17 protein-coding genes are annotated in these 24,485 nt (G+C 49.9%); 16 read left to right on the forward strand and 1 reads right to left on the reverse strand.

Features of this window, described 5'->3' with window-relative positions; genetic code table 11:
* Positions 1-31: 31 nt before the first annotated feature.
* The 4 genes from PAEVO_RS07725 to PAEVO_RS07740 all read left to right on the forward strand — a co-directional run bounded on the left by PAEVO_RS07725 (position 32) and on the right by PAEVO_RS07740 (position 3,783).
* On the forward strand, positions 32-658 hold the full coding sequence (locus PAEVO_RS07725) for a GDSL-type esterase/lipase family protein (protein ID WP_207797456.1): 627 nt from the start codon (positions 32-34) through the stop codon (positions 656-658).
* A gap of 40 nt (positions 659-698) precedes the next feature.
* Positions 699-2,105 carry an MBOAT family O-acyltransferase gene (locus PAEVO_RS07730; protein WP_100537038.1) on the forward strand — a complete coding sequence of 469 codons (1,407 nt, stop codon included), beginning with the start codon at positions 699-701 and terminating at the stop codon, positions 2,103-2,105.
* 48 nt (positions 2,106-2,153) lie between these two features.
* The gene (locus tag PAEVO_RS07735) at positions 2,154-3,260 is read left to right on the forward strand and encodes a DHHW family protein (RefSeq protein ID WP_100539364.1); all 1,107 of its coding nucleotides are present in this window, start codon (positions 2,154-2,156) and stop codon (positions 3,258-3,260) included.
* A 118-nt stretch (positions 3,261-3,378) separates the two neighbouring features.
* Positions 3,379-3,783: a DUF4358 domain-containing protein gene (locus PAEVO_RS07740; protein WP_243390673.1), complete on the forward strand. Its 405-nt coding sequence runs from the start codon at positions 3,379-3,381 to the stop codon at positions 3,781-3,783.
* 125 nt (positions 3,784-3,908) lie between these two features.
* Here the strand turns inward: PAEVO_RS07740 and PAEVO_RS07745 are convergent, their stop codons facing one another.
* Entirely contained in the window at positions 3,909-5,102 is a 1,194-nt protein-coding gene (locus PAEVO_RS07745; RefSeq protein ID WP_100537039.1) for a cytochrome P450 family protein, read from the reverse strand.
* A gap of 296 nt (positions 5,103-5,398) precedes the next feature.
* Between PAEVO_RS07745 and PAEVO_RS07750 the strand changes: the two genes are divergently transcribed.
* From PAEVO_RS07750 to PAEVO_RS07805, 12 genes are all read left to right on the forward strand, one after another.
* Positions 5,399-7,042 carry an extracellular solute-binding protein gene (locus PAEVO_RS07750; protein WP_100537040.1) on the forward strand — a complete coding sequence of 548 codons (1,644 nt, stop codon included), beginning with the start codon at positions 5,399-5,401 and terminating at the stop codon, positions 7,040-7,042.
* 61 nt (positions 7,043-7,103) lie between these two features.
* Positions 7,104-8,027 (forward strand): ABC transporter permease, encoded by a 924-nt coding sequence (locus tag PAEVO_RS07755; RefSeq protein WP_100537041.1) that lies wholly within the window; start codon positions 7,104-7,106, stop codon positions 8,025-8,027.
* Between the two features lie 10 nt (positions 8,028-8,037).
* Entirely contained in the window at positions 8,038-8,919 is an 882-nt protein-coding gene (locus PAEVO_RS07760; protein ID WP_100537042.1) for a carbohydrate ABC transporter permease, read from the forward strand.
* Between the two features lie 48 nt (positions 8,920-8,967).
* The gene (locus PAEVO_RS07765; protein WP_100537043.1) at positions 8,968-10,089 is read left to right on the forward strand and encodes a glycoside hydrolase family 88 protein; all 1,122 of its coding nucleotides are present in this window, start codon (positions 8,968-8,970) and stop codon (positions 10,087-10,089) included.
* Between the two features lie 233 nt (positions 10,090-10,322).
* Positions 10,323-12,668, forward strand: coding sequence for a helix-turn-helix domain-containing protein (locus PAEVO_RS07770; RefSeq protein ID WP_243390674.1), 2,346 nt, complete (start codon positions 10,323-10,325; stop codon positions 12,666-12,668).
* Positions 12,669-12,688: 20 nt separating this feature from the next.
* Positions 12,689-14,341 carry an extracellular solute-binding protein gene (locus PAEVO_RS07775; protein WP_243390675.1) on the forward strand — a complete coding sequence of 551 codons (1,653 nt, stop codon included), beginning with the start codon at positions 12,689-12,691 and terminating at the stop codon, positions 14,339-14,341.
* Positions 14,342-14,539: 198 nt separating this feature from the next.
* Entirely contained in the window at positions 14,540-17,206 is a 2,667-nt protein-coding gene (locus PAEVO_RS07780; protein WP_100537046.1) for a discoidin domain-containing protein, read from the forward strand.
* Between the two features lie 255 nt (positions 17,207-17,461).
* The gene (locus PAEVO_RS07785) at positions 17,462-19,777 is read left to right on the forward strand and encodes a helix-turn-helix domain-containing protein (RefSeq protein WP_100537047.1); all 2,316 of its coding nucleotides are present in this window, start codon (positions 17,462-17,464) and stop codon (positions 19,775-19,777) included.
* A gap of 211 nt (positions 19,778-19,988) precedes the next feature.
* Complete coding sequence (locus PAEVO_RS07790; RefSeq protein WP_243390676.1) at positions 19,989-20,846, forward strand: ABC transporter permease; 858 nt, start codon at positions 19,989-19,991, stop codon at positions 20,844-20,846.
* 16 nt (positions 20,847-20,862) lie between these two features.
* The gene (locus PAEVO_RS07795; RefSeq protein ID WP_100537049.1) at positions 20,863-21,759 is read left to right on the forward strand and encodes a carbohydrate ABC transporter permease; all 897 of its coding nucleotides are present in this window, start codon (positions 20,863-20,865) and stop codon (positions 21,757-21,759) included.
* Between the two features lie 31 nt (positions 21,760-21,790).
* Positions 21,791-23,461, forward strand: a complete 1,671-nt coding sequence (locus PAEVO_RS07800) for an ABC transporter substrate-binding protein (RefSeq protein WP_100537050.1) — start codon at positions 21,791-21,793, stop codon at positions 23,459-23,461.
* Between the two features lie 15 nt (positions 23,462-23,476).
* Positions 23,477-24,349, forward strand: a complete 873-nt coding sequence (locus tag PAEVO_RS07805; RefSeq protein WP_100537051.1) for a sugar phosphate isomerase/epimerase family protein — start codon at positions 23,477-23,479, stop codon at positions 24,347-24,349.
* The last annotated feature ends 136 nt before the right edge of the window (positions 24,350-24,485 follow it).

Raw genomic sequence — 24,485 nt, forward strand, 5'->3', positions numbered from 1 at the left:
AAGATTTACACAACCTGAGAGGAGTATTGCAATGCGAAAGATGATGATGGCCATTCTAGTTACGGGAATAATCAGCCTAACGTTGATGGCTTGCGGCAATCAAAAACAAGTGATGGAGGAGGAATCCTATCAATCCATCTTCCAAGACAGTGTATTTCTTGGAGATTCTATAACGGAAGGACTCTCGTTTCATGATGTATTGGATGAAGCCAATGTCATAGCGGGTGCCGGGAAAACAGCCGAAATCTCGATGGCCATGAAGGATGTCAAAGACATCGCAAGCAGAAATCCGAAGCGGGTGTTTATTCAATTGGGGTCGGATGACATTCTATGGCCGACGGATGAGCCCATACCCTATTCGTTGTCCCATTATGCGAAATTAATCCGCAGCATCAAGGATGAACTTCCTAATGCCTCGATTACCCTGCTGTCCGTAACCCCGGTTACGCCGGAGGCGGAGAAGAAGGAGCCTCGTTATAAACAAATTGGGGATTACAATCAAGAACTGCAAGAGCTTGCTCTTAGCGAACAGGTAGGATTCGTCGATCTGTCTCCGATATTCAATAACACGCAGGGACTGCACGATACGGACGGGATCCATTTTAAAGCTCAATTCTATACGCTTTTGCTGGATTTTCTCAAGGATCAGTTAACTTAATGGCGGCATGTATTGCTGGTTGTCCGGGCGGTGAGGGGATTTGGTCTTTAGCAGTCTAACCTTCCTGTTCGTCTTTCTGCCGGTTACCCTTGTCCTCTATTATATGGCTCCACGCCGAATTCGTAATGCCGTCCTGCTTCTTGCGAGCTTGGTGTTTTACGCCTGGGGTGAGCCATTGTATATCGGGATCATGGTCTTTTCCACCGTCTTCGATTATGCGAATGGGCTGCTCATTCATCACTTCAGGGGACGAAAAGGATTAGCCCGCACGATTTTTATCGGCTCTATTTTCGTAAACCTAGGCGTTCTTGGTTTCTTTAAATATATTGGATTCCTGGTCGACAACCTGAACCTGCTGTTTGGTTTCCAGCTCGAGGCTTCAGAGCTTCCGCTTCCGATAGGAATCTCTTTCTACACGTTTCAAACGATGTCTTATGTGATCGATATCTATCGTGACAAAGTACCTGTGCAGAAAAACCTTATATCCTTCGGTGCTTACGTCACGATGTTTCCTCAGCTTGTAGCGGGTCCTATCGTTAAATATGGTGATATTGCCAAGCAACTAGCCTGTCGTACGGTAACACTGGCCCGCTTCGGCGAAGGGGCGGAGCTCTTCCTTAGAGGGCTGGCCAAAAAGGTGCTGCTTGCCAATAATATCGGACTACTTTGGACCAGCGTGAAGGCTGTGCCTGCAGGAGAGTTGACGATCGCTTCCGCCTGGCTCGGCATTATCGCATTCACCTTCCAAATTTATTTCGATTTTAGCGGATATTCCGATATGGCGCGCGGACTTGGTAAAATGCTAGGCTTCGATTTTCTGAAAAACTTCAATTATCCCTACATGTCTGTGAGCATTACGGAATTTTGGCGGAGGTGGCATATTTCTCTGGGCACCTGGTTCCGGGAATATGTTTATATTCCGCTTGGCGGTAATCGGGCTGGTATACGGAATCAGACTCGAAACTTACTGGTTGTCTGGTTTTTAACCGGCTTTTGGCATGGAGCGAGCTGGAACTTCATCTTGTGGGGGTTATATTTCGGCTTCTTGATCTGGATGGAGAAATGGTTCGTTCTCGGATGGCTCAGCAGGCTGCCAAGCTTCATTGGTCATATATATACACTTTTCGCCGTGATTATCGGATGGGTACTGTTTGAGTTTGAGCAAATATCAGCAGCGGCTGCATATTGGGGCGCGATGTTCGGTTTTGGAGGACAAGGGTTCTACAATGCCGACACCCTGTATGATCTGTCTACGAATGTTGTAATGTTGCTTGTTTTGTCCCTGTGCGCAACACCGTATCCTAAGAAGGCTTTATTATTATTCAGGCAAAAGTCGGGGATGGGAGGGGCCATCGTTGTATGCGGCCTTTATATTGTGATGTTCTTCATGTCGACCGCCTTCTTAGTCAATGAAACCTATAACCCCTTCCTGTACTTCCGGTTTTGAAGGGAGGTGATCTTTCTGAGTAAGCATGACCCATTCTATTACGGCATAATGGCTATCGCCTTTATGTTATTTCTGGGAGCAATCCTGGCTCTGCAAATGTGGACACCGGTAAGATCTTTCTCGGAGTCGGAGAATCGGGTGCTGGAGCAGCGGCCAACCTTAACGTTCCAGCATATGATGACAGGCCATTTCACATCTCAATATGAGCGATATGTTTCTGACCAATTTGTTCTGCGGGATACATGGATTGAATGGAAGTCCGGGATTGAACGTGGGATTGGCAAGAAGGAGAGCAACGGGATCTATTTGGGTAAACAGGGCTACCTGATCCAAAAATTTAATCCCCCAACGAACGAAGAGCTTGAAGAGAAGGCGGCTGCCCTTCTTGCGTTTGCAGAGGATACGCCTCAACTTCGTAAATATGCCATGCTTATACCCACCGCTGTGAGCGTGTTTTCCAATCAATTGCCGGACTTTGTCGATAATGACGATGAGTTAGCGCATATAGACCAATTAAGCACAAGGATTTCACCTGCAATCACGATGATTGATGTGTATCCGGCACTCTTCGCTAAACAGGAAGAATACATTTATTATCGAACCGATCATCATTGGACAACTAAAGGTGCATTTTATGCCTACCAGGAGTTAAGCCAAGCGATGGGATGGACGCCAAAACAAAAAGCGGATTTCAACGTGCGAACGGTGACGGAGGATTTCTACGGTTCTCTGTATTCGAAGAGCGGTTATAGACATTCCAGTCCGGACTCGATCGAAATTTATGAACTGAAGGAAGAGGAGAAGTACCGCATCGAGTATGTTGATGAACATACAACCGCAGAATCTTTTTATGAGCTGAGTCATCTCAATAAGAAAGACAAATACGCGCTTTTTCTCGGCGGAAATCATTCCTTAATCAAAATAACGACCGGGCATCAGGTAAACAAGAAGCTGCTTGTGGTCAAAGATTCCTATGCCAACAGCATGATTCCGTTTCTAACACCTCACTATGGCGAAATCTATGTCGTAGACCTTAGATATTATGATGAAGAGCTGACATCATTGGTGAAACGGCACCGAATTCAGGACATGCTGCTGCTGTATAATGCTGTAACTTTTTTTGAAGATCCGTTCGTTAAGAAACTGGCAGAATAAGAAAATAGAGAAGGTGAGAAATATGGTTGAATTGCTTAAACTAGGCCGTATGCCATGGTTCATCATCTGCTGCTGCATCATGTTATCCATGGCCGGCATATTTACCGGATGTTCAAACATGAATGACAGAACCGGGAATTGGTCTGCGACCGAAGTCGGTCGGCGCATTCAGGAAACAATAGCGTTCGATCATATGAAGGAAGGGGATCTGGCAAAACTCCAGAAGTTATACCGCATCCCTGCCGAACAAGTTGAAGATTTTGTACTGTATACGTCCTCGTCGAATGTGAAAGCAGAGGAATGGACAGTCATGCAATTCAGCGATGCGGCGGATGCGGACGCTGCCATAGCCAAACTAAACGAAAGAATCAAAGAACAGGAGGCAAAATTCAGGGACTATCGTCCGGATGAATATAAATTGGTAAAAAACCATGTATTAAAAGCCAAGGACAGATTCCTTTTATTCGCGGTTTCAGCTGAAGCGGACCTCATTGAACGCACCTTTGACGAAGTTGTCCGGTAGACTTATGTTCTAAAAGGCCCTATTCAATACACTTTGTTTGTCTTAATAAATAACATAGTCAAAAGGCGAATCCCTAACGGGATTCGCCTTTTTCATGGTAGCAGCAAAATTCATCATGTTGAGCATTAGCCATGAAGCGAAATCGGAATCTCCTTTACACCGCGGACAATCATACCAGGTCTCCATTCAAGCTCATCGATGTCCCGTTGAAGCTCAAAATGGGGGTAGCGGCGGAGCAGCGTGTTGATTGCGATTTCACCCTCCAGTCTGGCGAGGGGGGCTCCCAGACAGAGATGAATCCCTTTGCCAAAGGCTAAATGCTGACTCTTCTCCCGGGTGATATCAAAGATATCCGGGTCGGCAAATTGGGAGGCATCCCGATTTGCGGAATTCAAAGCAATGACAACCAAGTCGCCTTTCTTCATGTGAACGCCATGAAAATCCATATCCTCCGCCGCCCAGCGGGAGGTGCTGAATTCAACGGGGCCGTTGTAGCGCAGCATTTCTTCAATAGCGCCATGAATGAGTTCGGGCTGCGCCTGCAGAAGCCGGCGCTGCTCCGGATGCTCCAGTAGCGCAAGCACGCCATTTCCGATGAGGTTCACCGTTGTTTCATGGCCGGCAATAATCATTAAGGTAACGACGCCATACAGCTCTTGTTCCGATAAGCGCTCACCTTGATTCTCGGCAATGACCAATTGACTAATCATATCATCGCCGGGATTTTTGCGAACCTTGGCAAACCAGTCCTTCAAATAAGCGATAAACTCGTTCATATGCTGACTTACTTGCTCGTTCATTTCCTGGTTGGAAGCGCCGATGATGGAATTGGACCATACCCGGAACTTGTCCTGATCCTCGGTAGGAACGCCAAGGATTTCACTTATTACAATAATGGGAAGTTTGAACGCGTACTCGTCAATGAGATTCATGGTGTCTTTGGAGGAGACAGCATCCAGCAGGCCGTCCGCGATCTCTTGAATATGGCTTCGCATATCCGAGATCCTCTGCGGCGTGAAGCCTTTCTGGACCAATCCGCGAAGCCGTTTGTGATCCGGCGGATCGGAGAACAGCATGTTGGTGCTGAACACGCTGGCCTGTTCCCCACCCATTGCTTTCGCGATGTCTTTGCTGAACCGGCCATCCTTCAGTGCTTCAACGGCTTCAGCGTAACTGCTGATCAGCCATCCGAAACGTCCATCCGGAAATTGCAGATTCAGTATGGGATCGCTTTGCCTCAATTTCTCGTACACAGGATAAGGGTTATGGGTAAATTCTTGGGTAAACAACGCATTTTTCAGAGATTCGTTCACATTCATCGGTATGGTCTCCTCTCGAAAATGATAGTTTCATATCCAGTATAAGGGATGGCGAAAAGGATAACCAATTTACGGTTGAAATGACGCCAGTCTCCAGTTCCTTCATGTCTCCTGTTAATGAATCATTGAGTTTTTTAGCTCAAGACTTTTTGCAATATGTCAATCGAATTGTATAAATCGTCATTTGCTTAAGATGAAATCAACATGCCGTTGTATGTTTTGCGAATATCGCCCCGGCGGACCCTCCATTAATCTGGGATAGACACAAACATTCGAAACGTTGGAGGGTTAGGTCAATGAGAAGAAAAGCACTGTCCACGAGTTTGATCATCTTGTTATTAGGCACGATACTCATGGCTTGTTCGTCAGGAGGAGGCAAAACGGGCGAAACGAATACGGGGGAGGGAGGTACGGACCCCAGCAGTACAACCGAAGCGGGAGCAACGACTTATCCGATCCAAACAGATAAGAAGCTTACGTATTGGGGCGAGATTAACGGCAATCTGATCGGAGTCAAAAATTCGCACAGCGAAATTCCGTTTTTTCAAAAATGGCAGGAGAAAACCGGGGTTCCGCTGGAATTCACAGCTCCGCCTACGGGTCAGGTCCGGGAATCCCTGAACGTCATGCTCGCTTCCGGGGATTTGCCGGACATGATTGAGTACAACTTCATTGGAGACTTTCCGGGGGGGCCGGAAAAAGCAATTAATGACGGTTACATCCTCAAGCTGAACGATTTGATCGACCAATATGCGCCCAACTTGAAAAAGTACCTGGAGGAGAATCCGGATATCGACAAAATGGTCAAAACCGACAGCGGCAGCTACTATGTATTCCCGTTCATCCGCGGGGATGAGTACCTTCGCGTCTTCCAGGGACCGATCATCCGTAAGGATTGGCTTGACGAGCTGGGACTTCCGGTTCCGGAAACGATAGATGAGTGGACGACAACCTTACGGGCGTTCAAAGAGAAGAAAGGGGCAGCCGCTCCGTTCTCGGTAGTGAGCAAGCCAAGATTTTTCAACGATTCCGGGAATGGCGCTTTTATTGGAGCGTTCGGCGTGAATCGCGGTTTCTACCAGGAAGACGGGCAGATCAAATTCGGCCCTTCGGAGGCCGGGTTCAAAGAGTATTTGAAACTGTTCCAGGATTGGTACAAGGAAGGACTCATTGATAAAAACATCGCAACAGCTGATACCAAAGCCGTTGATGGAAACATGGCGTCCGGCGCTACCGGGGCTACCGTCGGGAACGCCGGGGGAGGCATCGGGAAGTGGCAGCCGCTGGTAGAGGCAAACGATCCGGATGCGGTCCTAGTAGCAGCCCCGTACCCGGTGCTGAATAAGGGCGACGTGCCGAAATTCGGCCAACGCAACCAAGGCTATGCCTCGGAGGGGACGGTCGCCATCACGACTGCGGCGGAGGATCCGGAGCTTGCCGTTCGCATGCTGGATTACGGCTACAGTGAGGAAGGGCATATGTTCTTCAACTTCGGTGAGGAGGGCGTCAGCTACAATCTGGAAGGCGACTATCCGAAATTCACGGATCTGTTAATGAAGAACCCGGATAAACTGGCTCCGGCGCAGGCGATATCGCTGTATGCCCGCAGCAGCTATAACGGACCGTTCGTCCAGGACAAGCGTTACGCGGAGCAGTTCTTTGCCTTGCAAACCCAGCGGGACGCGATTGAAGTGTGGAAGAATACGGATGCAGCCAAATACAGCCTGCCTCCGATTACACCAACGCCGGAAGAGAGTTCTGAATACGCAACGATTATGAACGACATCAACACGCTTGTGGATGAGATGACCATCAAGATCATTCTGGGGAACGAATCGGTGGATGAATTCGAAGGCTATGTGGCCAAAATGAAGTCGCTGAATCTCGATCGTGCCATCGAGATTCAGACCGCAGCGCTGGAGCGTTACAACAACCGGTAAACAATACAAGGGGAGGGCTGCTCCGGCCCTCCCCATTTGAAACGAGGTGAAACCCTACATCATGAACGATCGTCAGTCCTTCAAGAGCCGGTTCATCCGGGACTTCGTGATGAACAAGTATTTGTACATCATGATGATTCCCGTCATCGGCTATTACCTTATTTTCCATTACGGTCCGATGTACGGCGCGATCATTGCCTTCAAAGACTATTCTCCGATGAAGGGCATTCTGGAAAGCGATTGGGTCGGACTCAAGCACTTTGAGGAATTCTTCAACAGCTATTATTTCCTACGCGTTTTAAAGAACACCATTCTCATTAGCTTGTATACGCTGATCTTTGAATTTCCGGCACCGATCATTCTGGCGCTGTTGATCAATGAAGTGCGCAAGAAGAAGTTCAAACGGGTCGTCCAGACGATAACCTATATGCCTTATTTCATATCACTGGTCGTAATCTGCGGCATTATTACGGACTTCACGAACGCCGACGGATTAATCAACCGACTGTTCATGTTGCTGGGATACGACGGTCAAGCCATGCTGCAAAAGCCGGAGCTGTTCAGGCCCATCTACGTCCTGTCCGAAATATGGCAGCGAATCGGTTGGGAATCCATCATCTATATCGCCGCGTTGATGAGCATCGACTTGGAGCAGTATGAAGCCGCTCGCATGGATGGAGCGAGCCGTATCAAGCAGATGTTTTACATTACGCTTCCGGGGCTGTTGCCCGTCATTACCATCATGTTCATTCTGCGCATGGGCAATATGCTGAACGTCGGGTTTGAGAAAATCATTCTGCTCTATAATCCGGTCACGTACGAAACGGCCGATGTCATCTCTTCCTTCGTGTACCGGAAGGGATTGCTGGAATTCGGTTGGAGTTACAGCTCCGCGGTCGGTTTGTTCAACTCCGTTATCAATCTGGTGCTCCTGATTTCGGCGAATTACATCAGCCGCAGGGTGAGTCAAAACAGCTTATGGTGAGGTGGTATCTTTGAAGAAGGAAAGCGGTTGGTTTGACCGGATATTTAATATCATTAATTATACATTTCTGGTTCTGCTCGTCATTGCCACGTTGTATCCGCTGCTCTACGTATTGTTTGCGTCATTCAGCGATTCGTCGCAGCTGTTGGCCAACAAGGGTTTGTTATGGAAGCCGGTCGGCTTCAGTCTGGATGCCTACAAGAGCGTCCTTGCGAATCCCGGTATCGGCATCGGCTTTCGGAACACGTTATTCATTGTGGTGTTCGGCGTGATCGTCAACCTCTTCATGACGGCGCTGGGAGCATATGTGCTGTCCCGCAAAAACGTGATGTGGAACAAAGTGTTCATGTTCTTTATCGTATTCACGATGTTTTTCGGCGGCGGGCTGATTCCGTTGTATTTAATCGTAAAAGGAGTCGGCCTGCTGGATTCCTTGTGGTCAACGATTCTGCCATTCGCCATCAGCACGTTCAATCTGATCATCATGCGAACGTCCTTTATGGGCATCCCGGACAGCTTGGAGGAGTCGGCCAAGATTGACGGAGCCAATCACTTCACGATTCTGTTCCGGATCATTATTCCGTTATCCATGCCTGTCATTGCTGTAATGATTCTCTATTATGCGGTAGATAAGTGGAACGGCTGGTTCTACGCGTCGGTGTTTATCAAGAGCCGCGAGTTGTTTCCGCTGCAATTGGTGCTGCGCGAAATCCTGATTGCCAATTCCACGGAGAGCATGTCGGCCGGCGCATCGGCGGGGGATCGGTTCCAGATTGGAGAAACCATTAAGTATGCAACCATTATGGTGGCTACGATACCGATCCTGTGCATTTATCCATTCTTGCAGCGTTATTTCGTTAAAGGTGTCATGGTTGGATCATTGAAAGGTTAATCCCATGAATCATAGCAATCGCATAAAGGGTAAGGAGGTCTGGCGTAAATGAACAGCGTGATTAAGAATAAGCATGAGGTTTGGAACCAAATCAAGAGCAAAACGGATCGGATGCTGGAGGCAATCGGGAACAAATCTCCGCACGTTGCCGGCGCGGACGGTAGGTATGACGACATGAGGCTCGATTGGTGGACATCGGGCTTTTGGCCGGGAATTCTATGGATCGTCTATGATATGACCGGTGATGAGAGATACAAGAATGCAGCTTGGGATTGGGATGAACGACTGTCGGAGCGATTCCTTGAGAATCACTATTTCGACCATGATGTAGGCTTTCAATTCCTGCCGACCGCAGCAATCAAATACAAGCTGACGGGAGATGCGGATGCCGCCCGGCGCGCTTTGTTCGCAGCCAATTTTCTGGCGGGCCGGTTCAATGCCCAAGGCAGCTTCATTCGGGCGTGGAACGGCGATAAGCACGGCTGGTCGATCATCGATACCATGATGAACCTGTCCTTGCTGTTCTGGGCATCGGAGGAAAGCGGCGATCCCCGATTCGCGCATATCGCAAGAGCCCATGCAGACATGGTGATGAAACAGTTCATAAGGGAAGACGGATCCGTCCATCATATTATCCGGTTTGACCCCATGACCGGTGAACGGGCAGAAGCCATAGGAGGACAGGGAGCAGCGCCGGATTCCGCTTGGAGTCGGGGGGCGGCATGGGCCCTATACGGTTTAACGAATACGTATAGATATACGGGAAACCCGGCATATCTGGGAGCCGCGCAGCGCGTAGCCAACTTCTTCATTGCCAGCCTGCCCGACCATCATGTGCCTTCTTGGGATTTTCGGGCAGAGCGAGAAGGAGCAGAGGACATTCCTCGGGACAGTTCGGCTGGTTCAATCGCCGCCTCGGGGCTGCTGGAACTTGCCGACGCGCTGCATGAACCGGAAGGCGGGGGGTATGGCGCGGCCGCAAGACGCATCTTATCGTCGCTGCACGAACATTACGGAACCTGGAACGACTCAGAGCATGAAGGCATTCTCCTCGAAGGCACCGGTCACAAACCGGCAGGGCAAAACGTGAACGTGTCCCTCATTTACGGAGACTATTTTTACGTGGAGGCCATAGCGAAAATAAACGGCTGGCAGCATCGTATTTTCTAATAATGAAATGGTGCCGGGATGGAATGATTCCTGCTGCTGAGCATAGGAAGCCCGATAGACGAAAGCTGTCTATCCGGGCTATTTGTGCTGTGGCTGTGGGCGCATCGAATTATCGGATCGTCTTTTTGTCAATCGAATTGAACTTTTTATCTATATGCCAATGCAAGCTCTTGCCGTATAATAAACTCCTGATCTACACATAGACAATTTACGAGGATATGGGTGATGAGCTATTGCTGAACATTCAATATTTGTGGCAGAAACGGGAAAGCATTATCGTGACCTGGCTCGTATCATACAGTGCTGTTCTGTTCGTGCCGATTCTGATCAGCCTGGTCATTTACGCGCAGGCAAACGATACGCTGAAGAGCGAAATTCACCGGGCAAACGATTCCTTGCTGAAGCAGATGCGCTACACCATCGATACGCAGATCGATCTCATGAAGCGGCTCAACATGGAGATGACGTGGAGCCCGACACTCCAAACGCTGATGTATTCCAATCAACCGGCTAAGGAAGCGCCCTATACCGCTTACCAATTGGTCAAGGAGTTCCGCTTATATAAAACGTCTTACGCATCCATCGACGAATTCTATGTGGTGTGGAAAAAAGACAATTCCGTTCTACGTTCAGGCAATATCCGGGATATGAAAACGGCATTCCATACGATACATCATACGGGTGCACTTACTTTTGACGCATGGAGGGAACGGATCTTCGGCGCGGGCACGAATCAATTCATACTCCTGCCGCATCTGAATGCGGCCCCTGCGGAATCTTCCATTGCGTACGTTACTCAGCTTCCGAACGATTTGAATGGACAGGAGACCGGCACGGTCGTGGTTATGGCGGATACCGGCAGGTTTCAGGAAGCGATCGAGAGCATATCGGGTTTTAGTGACGGGACGCTGCTGATCCTGAATCAGCATAACGAGATTCTGATGACGAATCGTCCGGGATCGAAGGAGCTGAAGCCCTTCATGGACGGAAGCCGGGTTTTGCTGGACCAGTCAAGGGCCGGCGAATCGGAGCTGTTCTATATGGACTCCACGGTGTCGGATTTGAAGTATGCCTTAATCATCCCCAGCAGATTGTACTGGGAAAAAGCCGTCTATGTCCGGAATTTCACGTATATCAGCATATTGGTAAGCCTGATCGGCGCCGGCGTGCTGACCTTGTTCTTCATGCGTCGGAATTACTCGCCGATCCAGCAGCTCGTGGAATCGTTGAAGGACAAAGGCACGCAGAGCTTGCCCGCTGAACGCAACGAGCTTCGGTTTATTCAGAAGGTCATCATGAACACGAGATCGGAGAAGAACGAAATTGCCCAGCAGCTGCAGAAGCATCAGCATGTGCTTCGGTCCAATATGATCAACCGGCTGTTAAAAGGAAAGCAGGACACGCTGGTTCCTTACGAAGAAGCCTTCCGCTCCTTCCAAATGCCGCTTTATTCCAGCGAATTCGCCGTCATTCTATTCGTGATCGAAAACGAGGAGAATCTGTATGCGAAGCTGCCGGGCATTGATATTAATGAAAGAAATAAATTGATCCACCTCATCATCTCCAACGTTGTGGAGGAGTTATCCAGTCAGCAGGGGCATACCGGGTATGTAGCCGAAGTAGACGATATGATGGTCTGTCTCGTTAATTTGAAAGCGGATTCTTCGGAGAGGGATCACGATTTGCATACCATCGCGGCGGAAGCCCAGCGCTTTCTGGAACGGTATGACATGGAATTGACGATTTCCATTAGCGGAATACATTCGTCGTGGATCGGTATTGCAGAGGCCTATCAGGAAGCCGTGGATGCAATGGAGTACAAAATGGTGCTCGGCAAGAAAGGCATCATTACCTATGAAGAAGTCCGAAGCGATGCGATGGCAGAAGATTCGTTCGGGTACGATTATCCGCTTCAGGTGGAGCAGCAGTTAATTAACTTCATTAAGGCCGGTGACTTCGACCAGGCCAGCGCCTACATGCAAGAGATCACGCAGCGAAATTTCGATAAGCCGATGATGTCGCTCACGTTGGCAAGATGTCTAATATTTAATCTCGTCGGCACGATGATCAAGGCCATGAATGAGCTGGGCGACAGCGAGAACAGCACATTGGCCAACTATACGCAGCGAATGGACGACATCATAGCATGTGATACCATTCAGGAGATGCAGACAGCCTTGCAGACTCTGCTTGAGGAAGTTTGCGCTTACGCCGCCGAGAAGCGCTTAAACAACGTATCCCAAGAGCGGGAGGACGCCATCCGCCATCTCGTCGCGCAGGTTACGTCATACATTGAGCACAATTATCATGATGCGAATTTGAACGTCAATGCGATCGGCGAGCATTTTGAACTGAAGGGCAGTTATTTGTCCAAGCTCTTTAAGAATCAAACAGGCGAAGGCCTGCTCGACTGCATTCATAAATATCGAATCCAACAAGCCAAAGAAATGATCCGGCACAAGCAGGAATCGATCAACGAAATATCCCGATTGGTCGGTTATAACGATGCGGCGACTTTTATTCGGGTATTCAAGAAATACGAGGGCATTACGCCCGGCAAATACAAAGAAATCTATTGATGAAGGGAGTAGGCATGCGTATGAAGTTGCAGAGCGAATGCACGCGGATGGCGTTGATGGTTGTCTTCATTGCGCTCACCTGCCTGTTGACAGCTTGCGAACACCCTGGGACCGATTCGGCCGTTAAGACCAGTGACCGATCGTCTCCTTCTAAACAGCAAGGGCCCCACACTCCTGCTTCGGACGAACAGCTGACTTTAACGTACTGGGCTGAGCTGAACGGCAATGCCGCAAGCATCAAGTCCAGCTTCTACGAAGTGCCTTTCTTTCAGGAGTGGCAGCACAGAACAGGGGTCAAGCTTCAATTCATCCAGCCGCCGACCAACCAAGCAAAGGAAGCGATCAATGTCCTGCTTACCTCCGGAGAGCTGCCTGACATGATCGAATACGAATGGATCAACTATCCGGGCGGACCGGAGAAAGCGATCAATGACGGCTATATTTTGCGGCTGAACGACATTATCGATCAATACGCGCCCCATCTGAAGCAGTACCTGAACGAGCATCCGGATATTGACATGCAGATCCGGACGGCCAACGGGAGTTATTACGCTTTTCCGTTCATTCAAGGAGACGACAAGCTGCGTACCTACCAAGGTCCGATCATCCGAAAGGATTGGCTGGACGAGCTTGGACTGGAAGTGCCAACGACGATCGACGAATGGCACAATGTCTTGACCGCCTTCAAGGAACGGAAGGGTGCTGAAGCACCGCTGACCTTCCTGGGCGTACCGAATCCGCTGTTCGGCATCGAAGGCGGCGGCTTTATTGGAGCTTATGGCATTAAGAAGGGGTTTTACCAGGAGGACGGCAAGATTAAATTCGGAGCCCAAGAGCCGGAATACAAGGAATTTTTAACGTTGTTCCGCGATTGGTATGCCGAAGGCCTCATCGATAAAAATTGGGCTGCGGTCGATTCCGAAACGCAGGATATGAGCATGATCATCGGCCGCAGCGGTGCAAGCATTTGGAATGCAGGCGCAGGCATCGGCACCTGGCTGCCTATTCTGCAAGGAAACGATCCATCGGCGGAGCTCGTTGCGGCGCCTTATCCTGTCCTGAATAAAGGTGACCGACCGAAATTCGGCCAGCTCGCCCCAGCCATAGGCTCCAGCGGCGGAGTCGCAATCTCCAGCAACAGCCAGCACGTCGAGGAGGCGGCTCGCATGCTGGATTATGGTTATGGGCCGGAGGGTCATTTGCTGTTTAATTTCGGCATCGAGGGAGTCAGTTATGTGATGAAGGACGGCTATCCCACGTATACCGACACCATCCTGAAGAATCCTGACAAGCTGGCACCTGCCCAAGCTCTCGCAATGTATACCAGAGCCAGCTACTTCGGCCCGTTTGTGCAAGATACGCGGTACATGGAACAGTACTATAATTTGCCGGAGCAGAAGGAGGCGGTTCGATTATGGTCCAGCACGGATGCGGCGCTGCATAGCTTGCCAACGCTGCCCAAAACGGAGAAGGAAAACACGGAGATGTCGGTCATCATGCAGGAAGTGAACAAGGTTGTCGATGAGATGTCGCTTAAGATTATTTTTGGCACCGAACCGGTCGAGACCTTTGATATGTACGTGGAGCAGATGAAGTCGCTCCAAATCGATCGCGCCCTACAGATCCAGCAGCAGGCTTTAGATCGCTATAATCAGGCCGTTTCTGTCAGGTAAAGACCGTCAGTGGAGGAAATGGGCATCGGAATGTAGTTTTTGATCATAGGACTCCATTCGTTCATGCCCTACAATCAAGGTGAAATGCCGACATGGCTTTGCCGTGAATCTTGCCGAGCAGCGATGGGAGGTGCAAAACACAGCTTGTTGTAACCGTTCACATCCGAATAAATCGTAATCAAGGAGGAGAATGAGGCAATGAAAAGAAAATGGCCCTTCCTAGTGTTGGCGCTGACTTTAGCTGTTGGAATATCCGTACCGGCAACGAATGAGGTACAGGCATCGGTGAAGGATCAACAACCATCGCAAGGGAGCGCAAGTGAGGGCATGTCATTAGATAAGGATGGCAGAAGCCGACTCTATCCTAAGAACTGGTATCCGGGATATCAAGATGAGCAGGGAAGATTTTTGCACGATTTCTCCTATGCCGGTTATCGGCGAGGGGAAGAAGAGATTCCGAGAACGAAAAAGAATAAGCGGATCGATGTGACAAAAGCGCCGTATCATGCGGATTCGTCCGGCGGCAGCGATGCGACGGCGGCTATTCAAAAAGCGATCGATGACGCATCAGCGCTTGGTGGAGGCGTAGTGTATCTTCCAAAAGGCACCTATCAAGTCGCTCCACAGCCCGGCAGGGATTATTCCTTGAACATATCGGCAAGCCATGTGGTCCTGAAAGGCGACGGCATGAACAAGACTCATATCTATAATGCGCAGGAAAACATGAAGAATAAGGATATCATCCGGGTCAGCAGCGGAGATTGGAAGAAAACAGGGATTTCCACGAAGCTTCGGAAATCCCTTACCGATCCAACCGCGCTCTTGCCCGTTGAGGATACCAGCGGGTTCGCGGTGAACGATTACGTGGTGATCACGTTCGAAACGACCCCGGGCTTCTTGAGCGAACTCGGCATGCAGAACAAATGGTCTTCCCGTCTTGGTAAGGTAGAGCCGTTATTCTACAGGCAAATCGTTGCCGTGGATCCTGAGAACAAGACGCTTACCTTGGATATTCCAACCCGGTATCCGATGAAACTTCGAGACAATATCACCATTAGCCAGACGGAAGATCCGATCGCTGAAATCGGTTTGGAGGATTTCTCGTTGGCCAACGTTCAGAATTCCAAGCCGGGGCTTGGCGAGGATGATTTCAAGGTCATCGGAACGGCCGGATATGAAAGCGATAATGCCAAAGCAATTAATGTCGTGGCTGCGGCCAACAGCTGGATTCGGAATATCAGCACCTATAAGCCCTCCGGCAATACAGACTATCATATTCTGTCCAAAGGGATCATTCTGGACCGGACCAAAAATGTCACCGTCGAGGATGTGACGATGCAGTACCCGCAGTATCGGGGAGCGAACGGGAACGGTTATTTATATCAATTCATCGGCAATGATAATCTCATCAAAAACAGTAAAGCGGTTGGAGCCAGACACAGCTTCACGTATGCCAACTTCTCCGCGAACGGGAATGTGCTGCAGGGTGCGTACTCCGAAAATCCTTCGCTGCTGACCGATTTCCACATGTATCTCAGCATGGCGAATCTCATTGATAATCTGGTCGTAAACGGCGATGCGATTTCGGCGATTACGCGAGACTACGGTTCATCGGAGACGAACCGCCACGGTGTCGTTACCACGGAGAGTGTATTCTGGAATACAACCGGACAGGCAGCACATCGAAGCAAACCCGGAGTCATCGTGGAATCGGAACAATTCGGCAACGGCTACGTGATCGGAACGAAAGGCAGCGTCACCGGCGTGAACGTCCATATTGTCGGCTCCATTCCGGATGCGAATACCCAGCCGTTTGATATGGCGGAGGGAATCGGTGAAGGAACGCGACTGTCACCACAGAGCTTATATCAAGACCAGACTAAGAACCGAATGGATCAGATCAACCTGGGCTTGCAATCCCTGCTGATTGATGGCGAGCCTATAGCAGGCATGCAGTTTTTAAGAACGGAGTATGCCCATACGCTGCCATATGGAACATCGGAGCCTCCAGTCATCGCTGCAGCGCCTTTTTCCAAGGATGCTAAAATCAGCATAAAGCAGCCGCGTCAAGCAGACGGTACAGGCGAGATCATCATAACGGATCGCGGGCATACCCGGAAGGTGAAGGTGAATTTTACTGTAGCGAAGACGCCGGTTCTGCCGGAAAATATCTCGATTACACCGAATAAAACCGTTCCAGGGTGGAGAGTCGCCGGAAATGCAATCAGTGCCGGCCGGAGCGGGGAACTGGTATCCTATCTAACGTTAGATAACGGTGAAGTGGTCCAAATCTCGGATTTGAACATTCCCGTAACGTATACATCAAGCGACGAGACAATCGGATATACGGAAGGGAATACATTCCATGCAACGAAAGCTGGCATTGTCGACATCGTTGCAAGCTGCGTGTTTCAAGGAGTGACCGTTGAAGCACGCGAAAGATTCGAAGTCAAAGAACCGATGGCGGAACCGGAAGGGCCTTTGGCCGCTGAATCCAAGGTTACTGCAAGCGCTGACGACGGAAACCTGCCGATTCATACGCTGGACCGTGATCCGGATTCCAGGTGGTCCGCGGATGGCAAAGGGCAATATTTGCAGCTGGAGCTGGAGCGGCCGACACTGGTGGATCAAGTCAGCATCTTGTTCTACAACGGGCATACGCGATCGAATGTTTTTGATCTCGAAATTTCAACGGACGGAAGCAGCTACCATAAGGTGCTCAGTGGCGTTTCCAGTAAGAAACAGGCAGCCTATGAAACCTTTGCATTCACTCCGGTTCAGGCGAAATACATTCGTTATGTCGGACAAGGGAATGAGATCAACACCTGGAACAGCATCATCGAATTTTGGGTTCATGGGGAGTAGCTGAAGAGGGGCATCCTGCCACTGTGATCAAAGCAGCGGCTGGATGCCCTTTTTTCCTTTGTTCAGGTGCCGGGCATAGGGATAAGACGCAACGATGAAATAACGATTAAACCGAATGGGCGTATCGGAGACCTGCACCAGCAGGTCTGTTTGCGTTACGATTCTGGAGGGAGAAATCAGTGCCTTTTGGTCTACTGACTATGCGCACAGTTCTTTGTTATATTGGATCATATCTGAAAGGAAGAAAGGGGGAATATGCCGGTGAAATCCGTTTCGGGGGAGAAGGCTGGGCTGTTGTTTCGATTTTTTATACCATATGCCGTCATTCTGGTAGGCTCGCTACTGGTTGGTTGGTTTGCTTATGGGAAAACCTCGAATCTGATTGAAAACGAGACGGTGAGGAGCACCTCCGCGGCACTGCAGCAAATTCAGGAAGCGCTCGATCAGAGATTTGCCGAAATCGAAAACATTGCAAGGCAGATGTCGAGCGAATCGAAGATTCAATCCTTTCAATTCGAGAAAGAACCATTTGCCGGGACAGGTCCGTACCGTCTATGGGATTTAGAAAAGAGTTTGTTTAACTACAAATTGTTTAATCATTTCATCGTGGATTATTACATCGCGTACAAGAACAGCAGTATGATCATCTCTCCCCGCAAGGTGTACACGGCAGATCAGTATTATCGTTCGCTGCTGCGCTATGAAGGTCAATCATTAAGCGAGTGGAAGCAAGCTCTGTTTGGGCAGTACCATTACAAAACGTATGCGCCGGGGCATTCGGTTGTTTATGAAGGTAAACCTTACTCGGTCGTGAGTTATATGCAATCCTTCGGGAATAAAAGCAGCAGCGGGGTGGTCACGATTCTGATTAACAACAGGCAGATCCAGGACATGCTTCGCAAAGTCGATCCGGAACAAGAGGGTTTTGCCTACATCGCGGATCAGAACGGCAACCTTATCAGTTCTATTGGTTTGAAAGAACCGGACGTTTTGAAAGCGCTTCCCAAACAAGGGGGCTACTCCCATATCCGAAGGAGCGGTCAGGAAATGCTGGTGACGCAATCCACGTCCAAATACAATGGCTGGAGCTATGTATCCGCTCAACCGAAATCCGTGGTGCTCCAAAAGGTAAATTATATCAAACAGCTGACATTGACGATTTTTATCACGGCTCTTCTGTTGGGGCTTGGCATGGCCGGCTATTTCGCTTATCGAAGCAGCAGGCCGTTCCTTAAGATCCTCCAGCTTCTACCCTCTTCGCGTCGGGATGTAAGGCTTGCTGTCTCTCGTAACGCCGTTGACTATATTGGACATTCCGTATCCGAGCTGATTGAAAGCCATGATACGCTGAAGGAACGGTTAGAAGAACAGATTCCGATGCTGCGAAATGTCGTGGTTGACAGGCTTCTGAAAGGAAGCTTCACATCGATGCAGGAGATAGATGCTGCCATGGAGCACGCACAAGTCCAACTTCGGGGATCTCACCATGCGGTAGCTCTTCTTCATATTCGGGGATACCAGGAGCCGTTTATGGAAGAGATGCTGATGGAACTCGATATTGTAAAAATCAACATCCGTGACCGGATTCAAGCGTTATGCGGGGAGAGGGTGCTGCTGCATGATTTTGGTGAAAACCAATTGGTCCTGATCCTGTCGGGAACAGCAGCAGACAACGCGGATTTTACGACACAGATGCGAGCGAATGTACAGGTAATTTATGAGCATTTGAGCGGAATCTCAGATACGGGTTTGTATCTGGCTGTTGGAGAATGCCAGTCCAGCGTTGCTGAGCTGTACCGTTCCTACGGGGAGGCCAGGTTTGTGCTTCATCACGCAGGATGGAGCGAGAAGACTCCTATCTTATATCATGCTGAAATGGAAATGCCGGCCTTCTCCTATTATTACCCGGCCGATGAAGAGATGAGGCTGATACAGCTTGTGAAGGCAGGCAATCTGGATGAGACGCAGCAGCTTCTGCTGCAGATCAAGGAGAAGAATAGATCGGAGCGGCAATTGCCGATGGCCGTGGAGAAGCTCCTTGCCCAGGAGCTTAGCGGTACCTTGATGAAATGCTGCGAACAGACAGGAAATGATGGAAGCGGCAGAACGGAGGAAATGGACGCCGTCATCCGAGCGTTAAACCCGGTCATGCCTCCTGCCGAAGCTATGAATATTCTCTACACCGCATTCACTCGGCTCTGCCTGAAGAACGAGGAGAGGAAGAAGAGCCACAATGATCATTTAACGAACCGGCTGCTTACCCATATCGAGAACCACTATGGAGAGAGCGATCTGAGTTTATCCACGCTCGCCCGGGAAACCCGCACCTCCGAAGCTTACGTATCTTACTTCTTCAAGGAGCAGACGGGTTTGAATTTCTCGGAGTATCTCGAGAAGCTCCGAATGGATGAGGCAAAGCGGGAGTTGGCGGCGAGCGAGAAGCCGGTAAGTGACATCGCTGCAGCTTGTGGTTATCTGTCGCTCAACACCTTCAGCCGGGCGTTTAAACGGGTAAATGGCATCAGCGCTACCGAGTATAGACGCCTTCACCGGGCCGGAGAACATGCTTAATCTAAAGAAATGCGTAATGCCGGATTGGTGAATAACAGCCCATTCTAAAATTCTGAATAGCGACCGGAAACATGAAGATTTACGCCGATCAACCCGGCTGTATATACTCCAATCACGGACCAGATTGGGACGAATTCATTAACGATTGGAGTGGTAACTGCTGAGTGGCTGGAAGAGTATCATCCGTAGCTGGCAACTGTACGCGCTTTTTTTGCTCCCGTTGTTGTACATCATCATATTTAAGTATGTACCGATGTACGGCGCGCAGATTTCGTTTAAAGAGTTCAACGTCACGAAGGGGATCAACGGAAGCCCATGGGTAGGCTTTGCCCAGTTCGAACGCTTCTTTCAATCGCATGAATTCTGGCGACTGCTGAAGAACACATTCTCCATCAGCTTGTACACGCTGATCGCCAGTTTTCCGTTTCCCATTATGCTTGCGCTTGGACTGAATTATGTAAGGAACCGGAGATTCAAGAATACCGTCCAGATGGTTACATACGCGCCTTATTTCATCTCTCTGGTCGTACTGGTGGGCTTGATGCTGCAGTTTATGGATCCAAGAACGGGACTCATCAATACGATGCTCGGCTGGATCGGCATAGGTCCGTTTCATTTCATGGCGGAAGCTTCCTGGTTTCAGTCGATCTATGTGTGGTCCCATATTTGGCAGAATGTCGGGTTTTCCTGCATCATTTTTTTGGCAACGCTTTCAGGTATTGATCCGGCCCTCCATGAAGCAGCCGTCATGGATGGAGCCACGAAGATGCAGCGGATGCGCCATATTGACCTCCCGGGCATCATGCCCATCGCCATTATTTTGCTCATTCTGAATACGGGGCAAATGCTGGAGACCGGCTTCGAGAAAATTTTGTTAATGCAGAACGCACTGAATTTGCGTTCTTCCGAAGTCATTGACACGTACGTGTACAAGGTTGGATTGGTATCTCAAGCGATGAACTTCTCATATGCCACGGCAATTGGGTTGTTTAAAGCGATCATCGGTTTCGTTCTGCTGCTGATCGTGAATCAGACGGCCAAAAAGCTGAAGCAGGAAAGTCTTTGGTAAGGAAGGGAGGACATGTATGCAATCACCTGCCATGAAGGAATCCGGCTCGGACCGCGTTTTTACGGTGGTCAACTACATCATTTTATCCGTTTTCCTAATCGTTGTGTTATATCCGCTGATTTATGTAGTCAGCGCCTCATTCAGTTCCAGCAGCGCGGTTTTGTCGGGAAAGGTATGGCTGTGGCCAGTCGACCCGACGCTCGAGGGTTACCGTGCGGTGTTCAAAAATACGATGGTCGCCAAAGGCTTCATGAACACGCTGTTCTATACGCTGGCAGGCACCTCGATCAATCTCATTCTGTCTGTTTTGGCGGCATACCCGTTGTCGCGCAAGGATTTTCGGGGCCGCAGCGTGTTCATGCTGCTGTTCGTGTTCACGATGCTGTTCAATGGGGGGCTCATTCCGACCTACCTGCTGGTGAAGGATCTCGGCATGATTGACACGGTATGGTCGATGCTGATTCCCGGGGCGCTGTCGGTGTGGAACGTCATCATCATGCGGACCTACTTCCAGACGACAATCCCCCCGGAATTGCTGGAGGCTTCGCAGCTGGACGGCTGTACGGATTTCCGGTTTCTGTGGCGCATCGTGCTGCCGCTTTCGGGTCCGATTCTGGCCGTCATTGCCCTATTCTATGCCGTTGGACACTGGAACCAATATTTCAACGCCATGATCTATTTGAAGAGCGCGGATTTGTACCCGCTGCAGCTGGTGCTCCGCGATATTCTGGTGCAGAACGAGGTCAATATCGAAATGCTCGGCGACGCCAAAACCGCTGCGGCCCGGCAAGGGCTGCGGGAGCTGCTGAAATATTCGCTGATCGTGGTCACTTCAGTGCCGCTGTTGATCGTTTATCCGTTCTTGCAGAAGTTTTTTGTCAAAGGGGTCATGATCGGTTCGTTAAAGGGATAATACATCCATCATTTCAGGAGGGCGGGACGTTATGAGAAAAAGAACACGGGTTATCATGAGTGCTTTCACCGCATTTAGTATCCTTCTTGCAGGCTGTACGGGTTCACAGAGCCCGAAGGGCGCGGATGAGGAGCAGAAAGCCGGCACCGAGCCTATCGCATTATCCGAACCGGGAACCTATCCGCTGGTTCAAGAGAAAACCACCTTGAAGGTAATGGTGCGGGGAAATCCACTGGTCGAGAATTTCGAAACGAATGAATTCACCAAATGGTACGAAGAAAAAACGAATGTGCATATCGAGTGGGAGGTCGTTCCGGAGCAGAGCATGCAGGAGAAGCTGAATCTCGTTCTTGCCAGCGAGGATTATCCCGATGTCATCATGGGCTTGAACATATCGCCGGCGCAGCAGATGATTTACGGCTCGCAGGGCGCCTTTCTTCCATTAAATGATTTGATCGAGAAGCAGGGCCCGAACACGAAGAAATTGTTCCAAGAGAACCCGGAGATCCAATCCACGATTACGGCGCTGGACGGCAATATCTATGCGCTTCCGGAAGTGAATGAATGTTATCACTGCTCCATGAGCCAGAAGATGTGGATTTATGAGCCTTGGCTGAAGAAACTCAATCTCAAAATGCCCGAAACCACCGATGAGCTGTACGAGGTGCTGAAGGCTTTCAAAGAACAAGACCCGAACGGCAATGGAATCCAGGATGAGATTCCGCTGTCGATTTCACCGAAATCCTGGAGCTCCTCCATCGATGCGTTCTTGTTGAACTCTTTCATCTATAATCCGGTTTACGGCTCAAGTTACAAGCATATATTCATAAAAGACGACAAGCTTGACGTTGCCTTCAACAAACCGGAGTGGAGGGAAGGATTGCGGTATATGAATAAGCTGTATGCTGAAGGGCTGCTCGCTCCGGAGTCGTTCACGCAGGATGACAATCAGCTGATCCAGATCGGGGAGAATCCCGATACCGTGCTTCTTGGTGCTTCAACCGGCGGCCATCAGGGTATATTTACCCAACTCCTCGGCGAAAGCGGAAGATGGTTGGAATATAAGACCGTGCCGCCGCTCAAGGGACCGAATGGGGTTCGCTATGCGGCTCTCGATTCCACCGGAATGAACCCGGGTGCATTTGTCATCACGAAGAAGGCCAAGCATCCTGAGCTTGCCCTGCGGTGGGCGGATGGGCTGTACGAGCGGGAGCATACGCTGCGAAGTGTGTATGGCCGCCCGGACCAGGAATGGCGGGAAGCGAAGGACGGAGAGATCGGCATTAACGGGGAGCCTGCGGTCTGGTCTGAGTTGAAGTCATACGGTACGGTCCAAAATATTGCCTGGATTCAAACCGGCCCGAGTTTGCGTACAAATGATTTCCGCCTGAGCGCTGTTGCCAAGGGAGACGACGACCTGGAAGTCGTATTGTACAACGAGACGAAAAATAAATACGAACCTTACAAACCAACCGATGTCAGCACCGTGCCGCCGTTATTTCTAACCAACGAGCAGGCGTCCGAAGTAGCGGATCTGTCCAAGACGATCAACGATTACGTGGATGAAATGATGGCCCGCTTCGTGATCGGCGATGCCGATCTGGATAAGGACTGGGATAGCTACGTGAAGCAGCTGGAGGCGATGAATGTAGCCCGCTACCTGGAAATCTACCAGGAAGCTTATGATGGAAGAAGCAAATAAAGGAGGGATTGCAGGATGAAGGTTGGAGTGAGCACCTACAGCTTGCTGCCGGCTATTCGCGCAGGAGAAATGACGGTGCTGGATGTGGTGGATTGGATCGCGGAGAACGGCGGCCAGCACATGGAGATTGTACCCTACGGATTTACGCTGGAGGACAATCCAGAGCTTGCCGATGCGGTGCGTGAGCGGGCGGCGGAAGTCGGCATCGCGTTATCCAACTACTCCATGCCCGCTAATTTCGTCCAGGAGAGCCGGGATGACTTCGATGCGGAGATAGAGAGGATCAAGCGCCACGTGGATACGGTCAACCAGCTGGGAATGAAGCATATGAGGCATGACGTAACGGCGTTCACGCTTCCGCCGGAGAAGATGGGAATTAATTATGTGGAATCCCACCTGGATATGATCGTGGAAGGATGTCGTCATATTGCAGATTACGCAGGCCGTTACGGTATTACGACCACGATCGAGAACCACGGCGTGAGTGTACAGGCGAGCGACCGGGTACAGCGCGTGCTGCAGGCTGTCGATCGCCCGAACTTCAAAACGACCCTGGATATCGGCAACTTTCTATGCGTTGACGAGCAGCCGCTGGTCGGCGTGAAACGCAACTTGCCGTTTGCCTCGCTCATTCATGTGAAAGACTTCTATTATCGTCCGTTTGATCAAGACCCCGGCGGGGGAAAGTGGTTCCGAACCTCCCATGGCAATTACCTTCGAGGCTCCATCTTCGGCCAAGGGGATCTTGATGTGCGACGAATTCTCCGACTCATTAAGCAGTCCGGTTATGACGGAGATATTACGCTGGAATTTGAGGGCATGGAGGAGTGCAGGGAAGGAACCCGGTTGGGCTTGGACAATCTGAAGCGGTTATGGGACGAAGCCTAGGTGGTTTCGAAACGGTAATTATATTCTCATAGTGAAACAGATATGGAATAACAGAATCGCAGAAAAGTCGCGCCTAGCGCGACTTTTCTTATTTATTATATACTTCGACTTCGAGGCATTTATTTCATCATATTAA

This window comes from Paenibacillus sp. GM2FR, assembly GCF_002803325.1.
Lineage (GTDB): Bacteria > Bacillota > Bacilli > Paenibacillales > Paenibacillaceae > Paenibacillus_AQ > Paenibacillus_AQ lautus.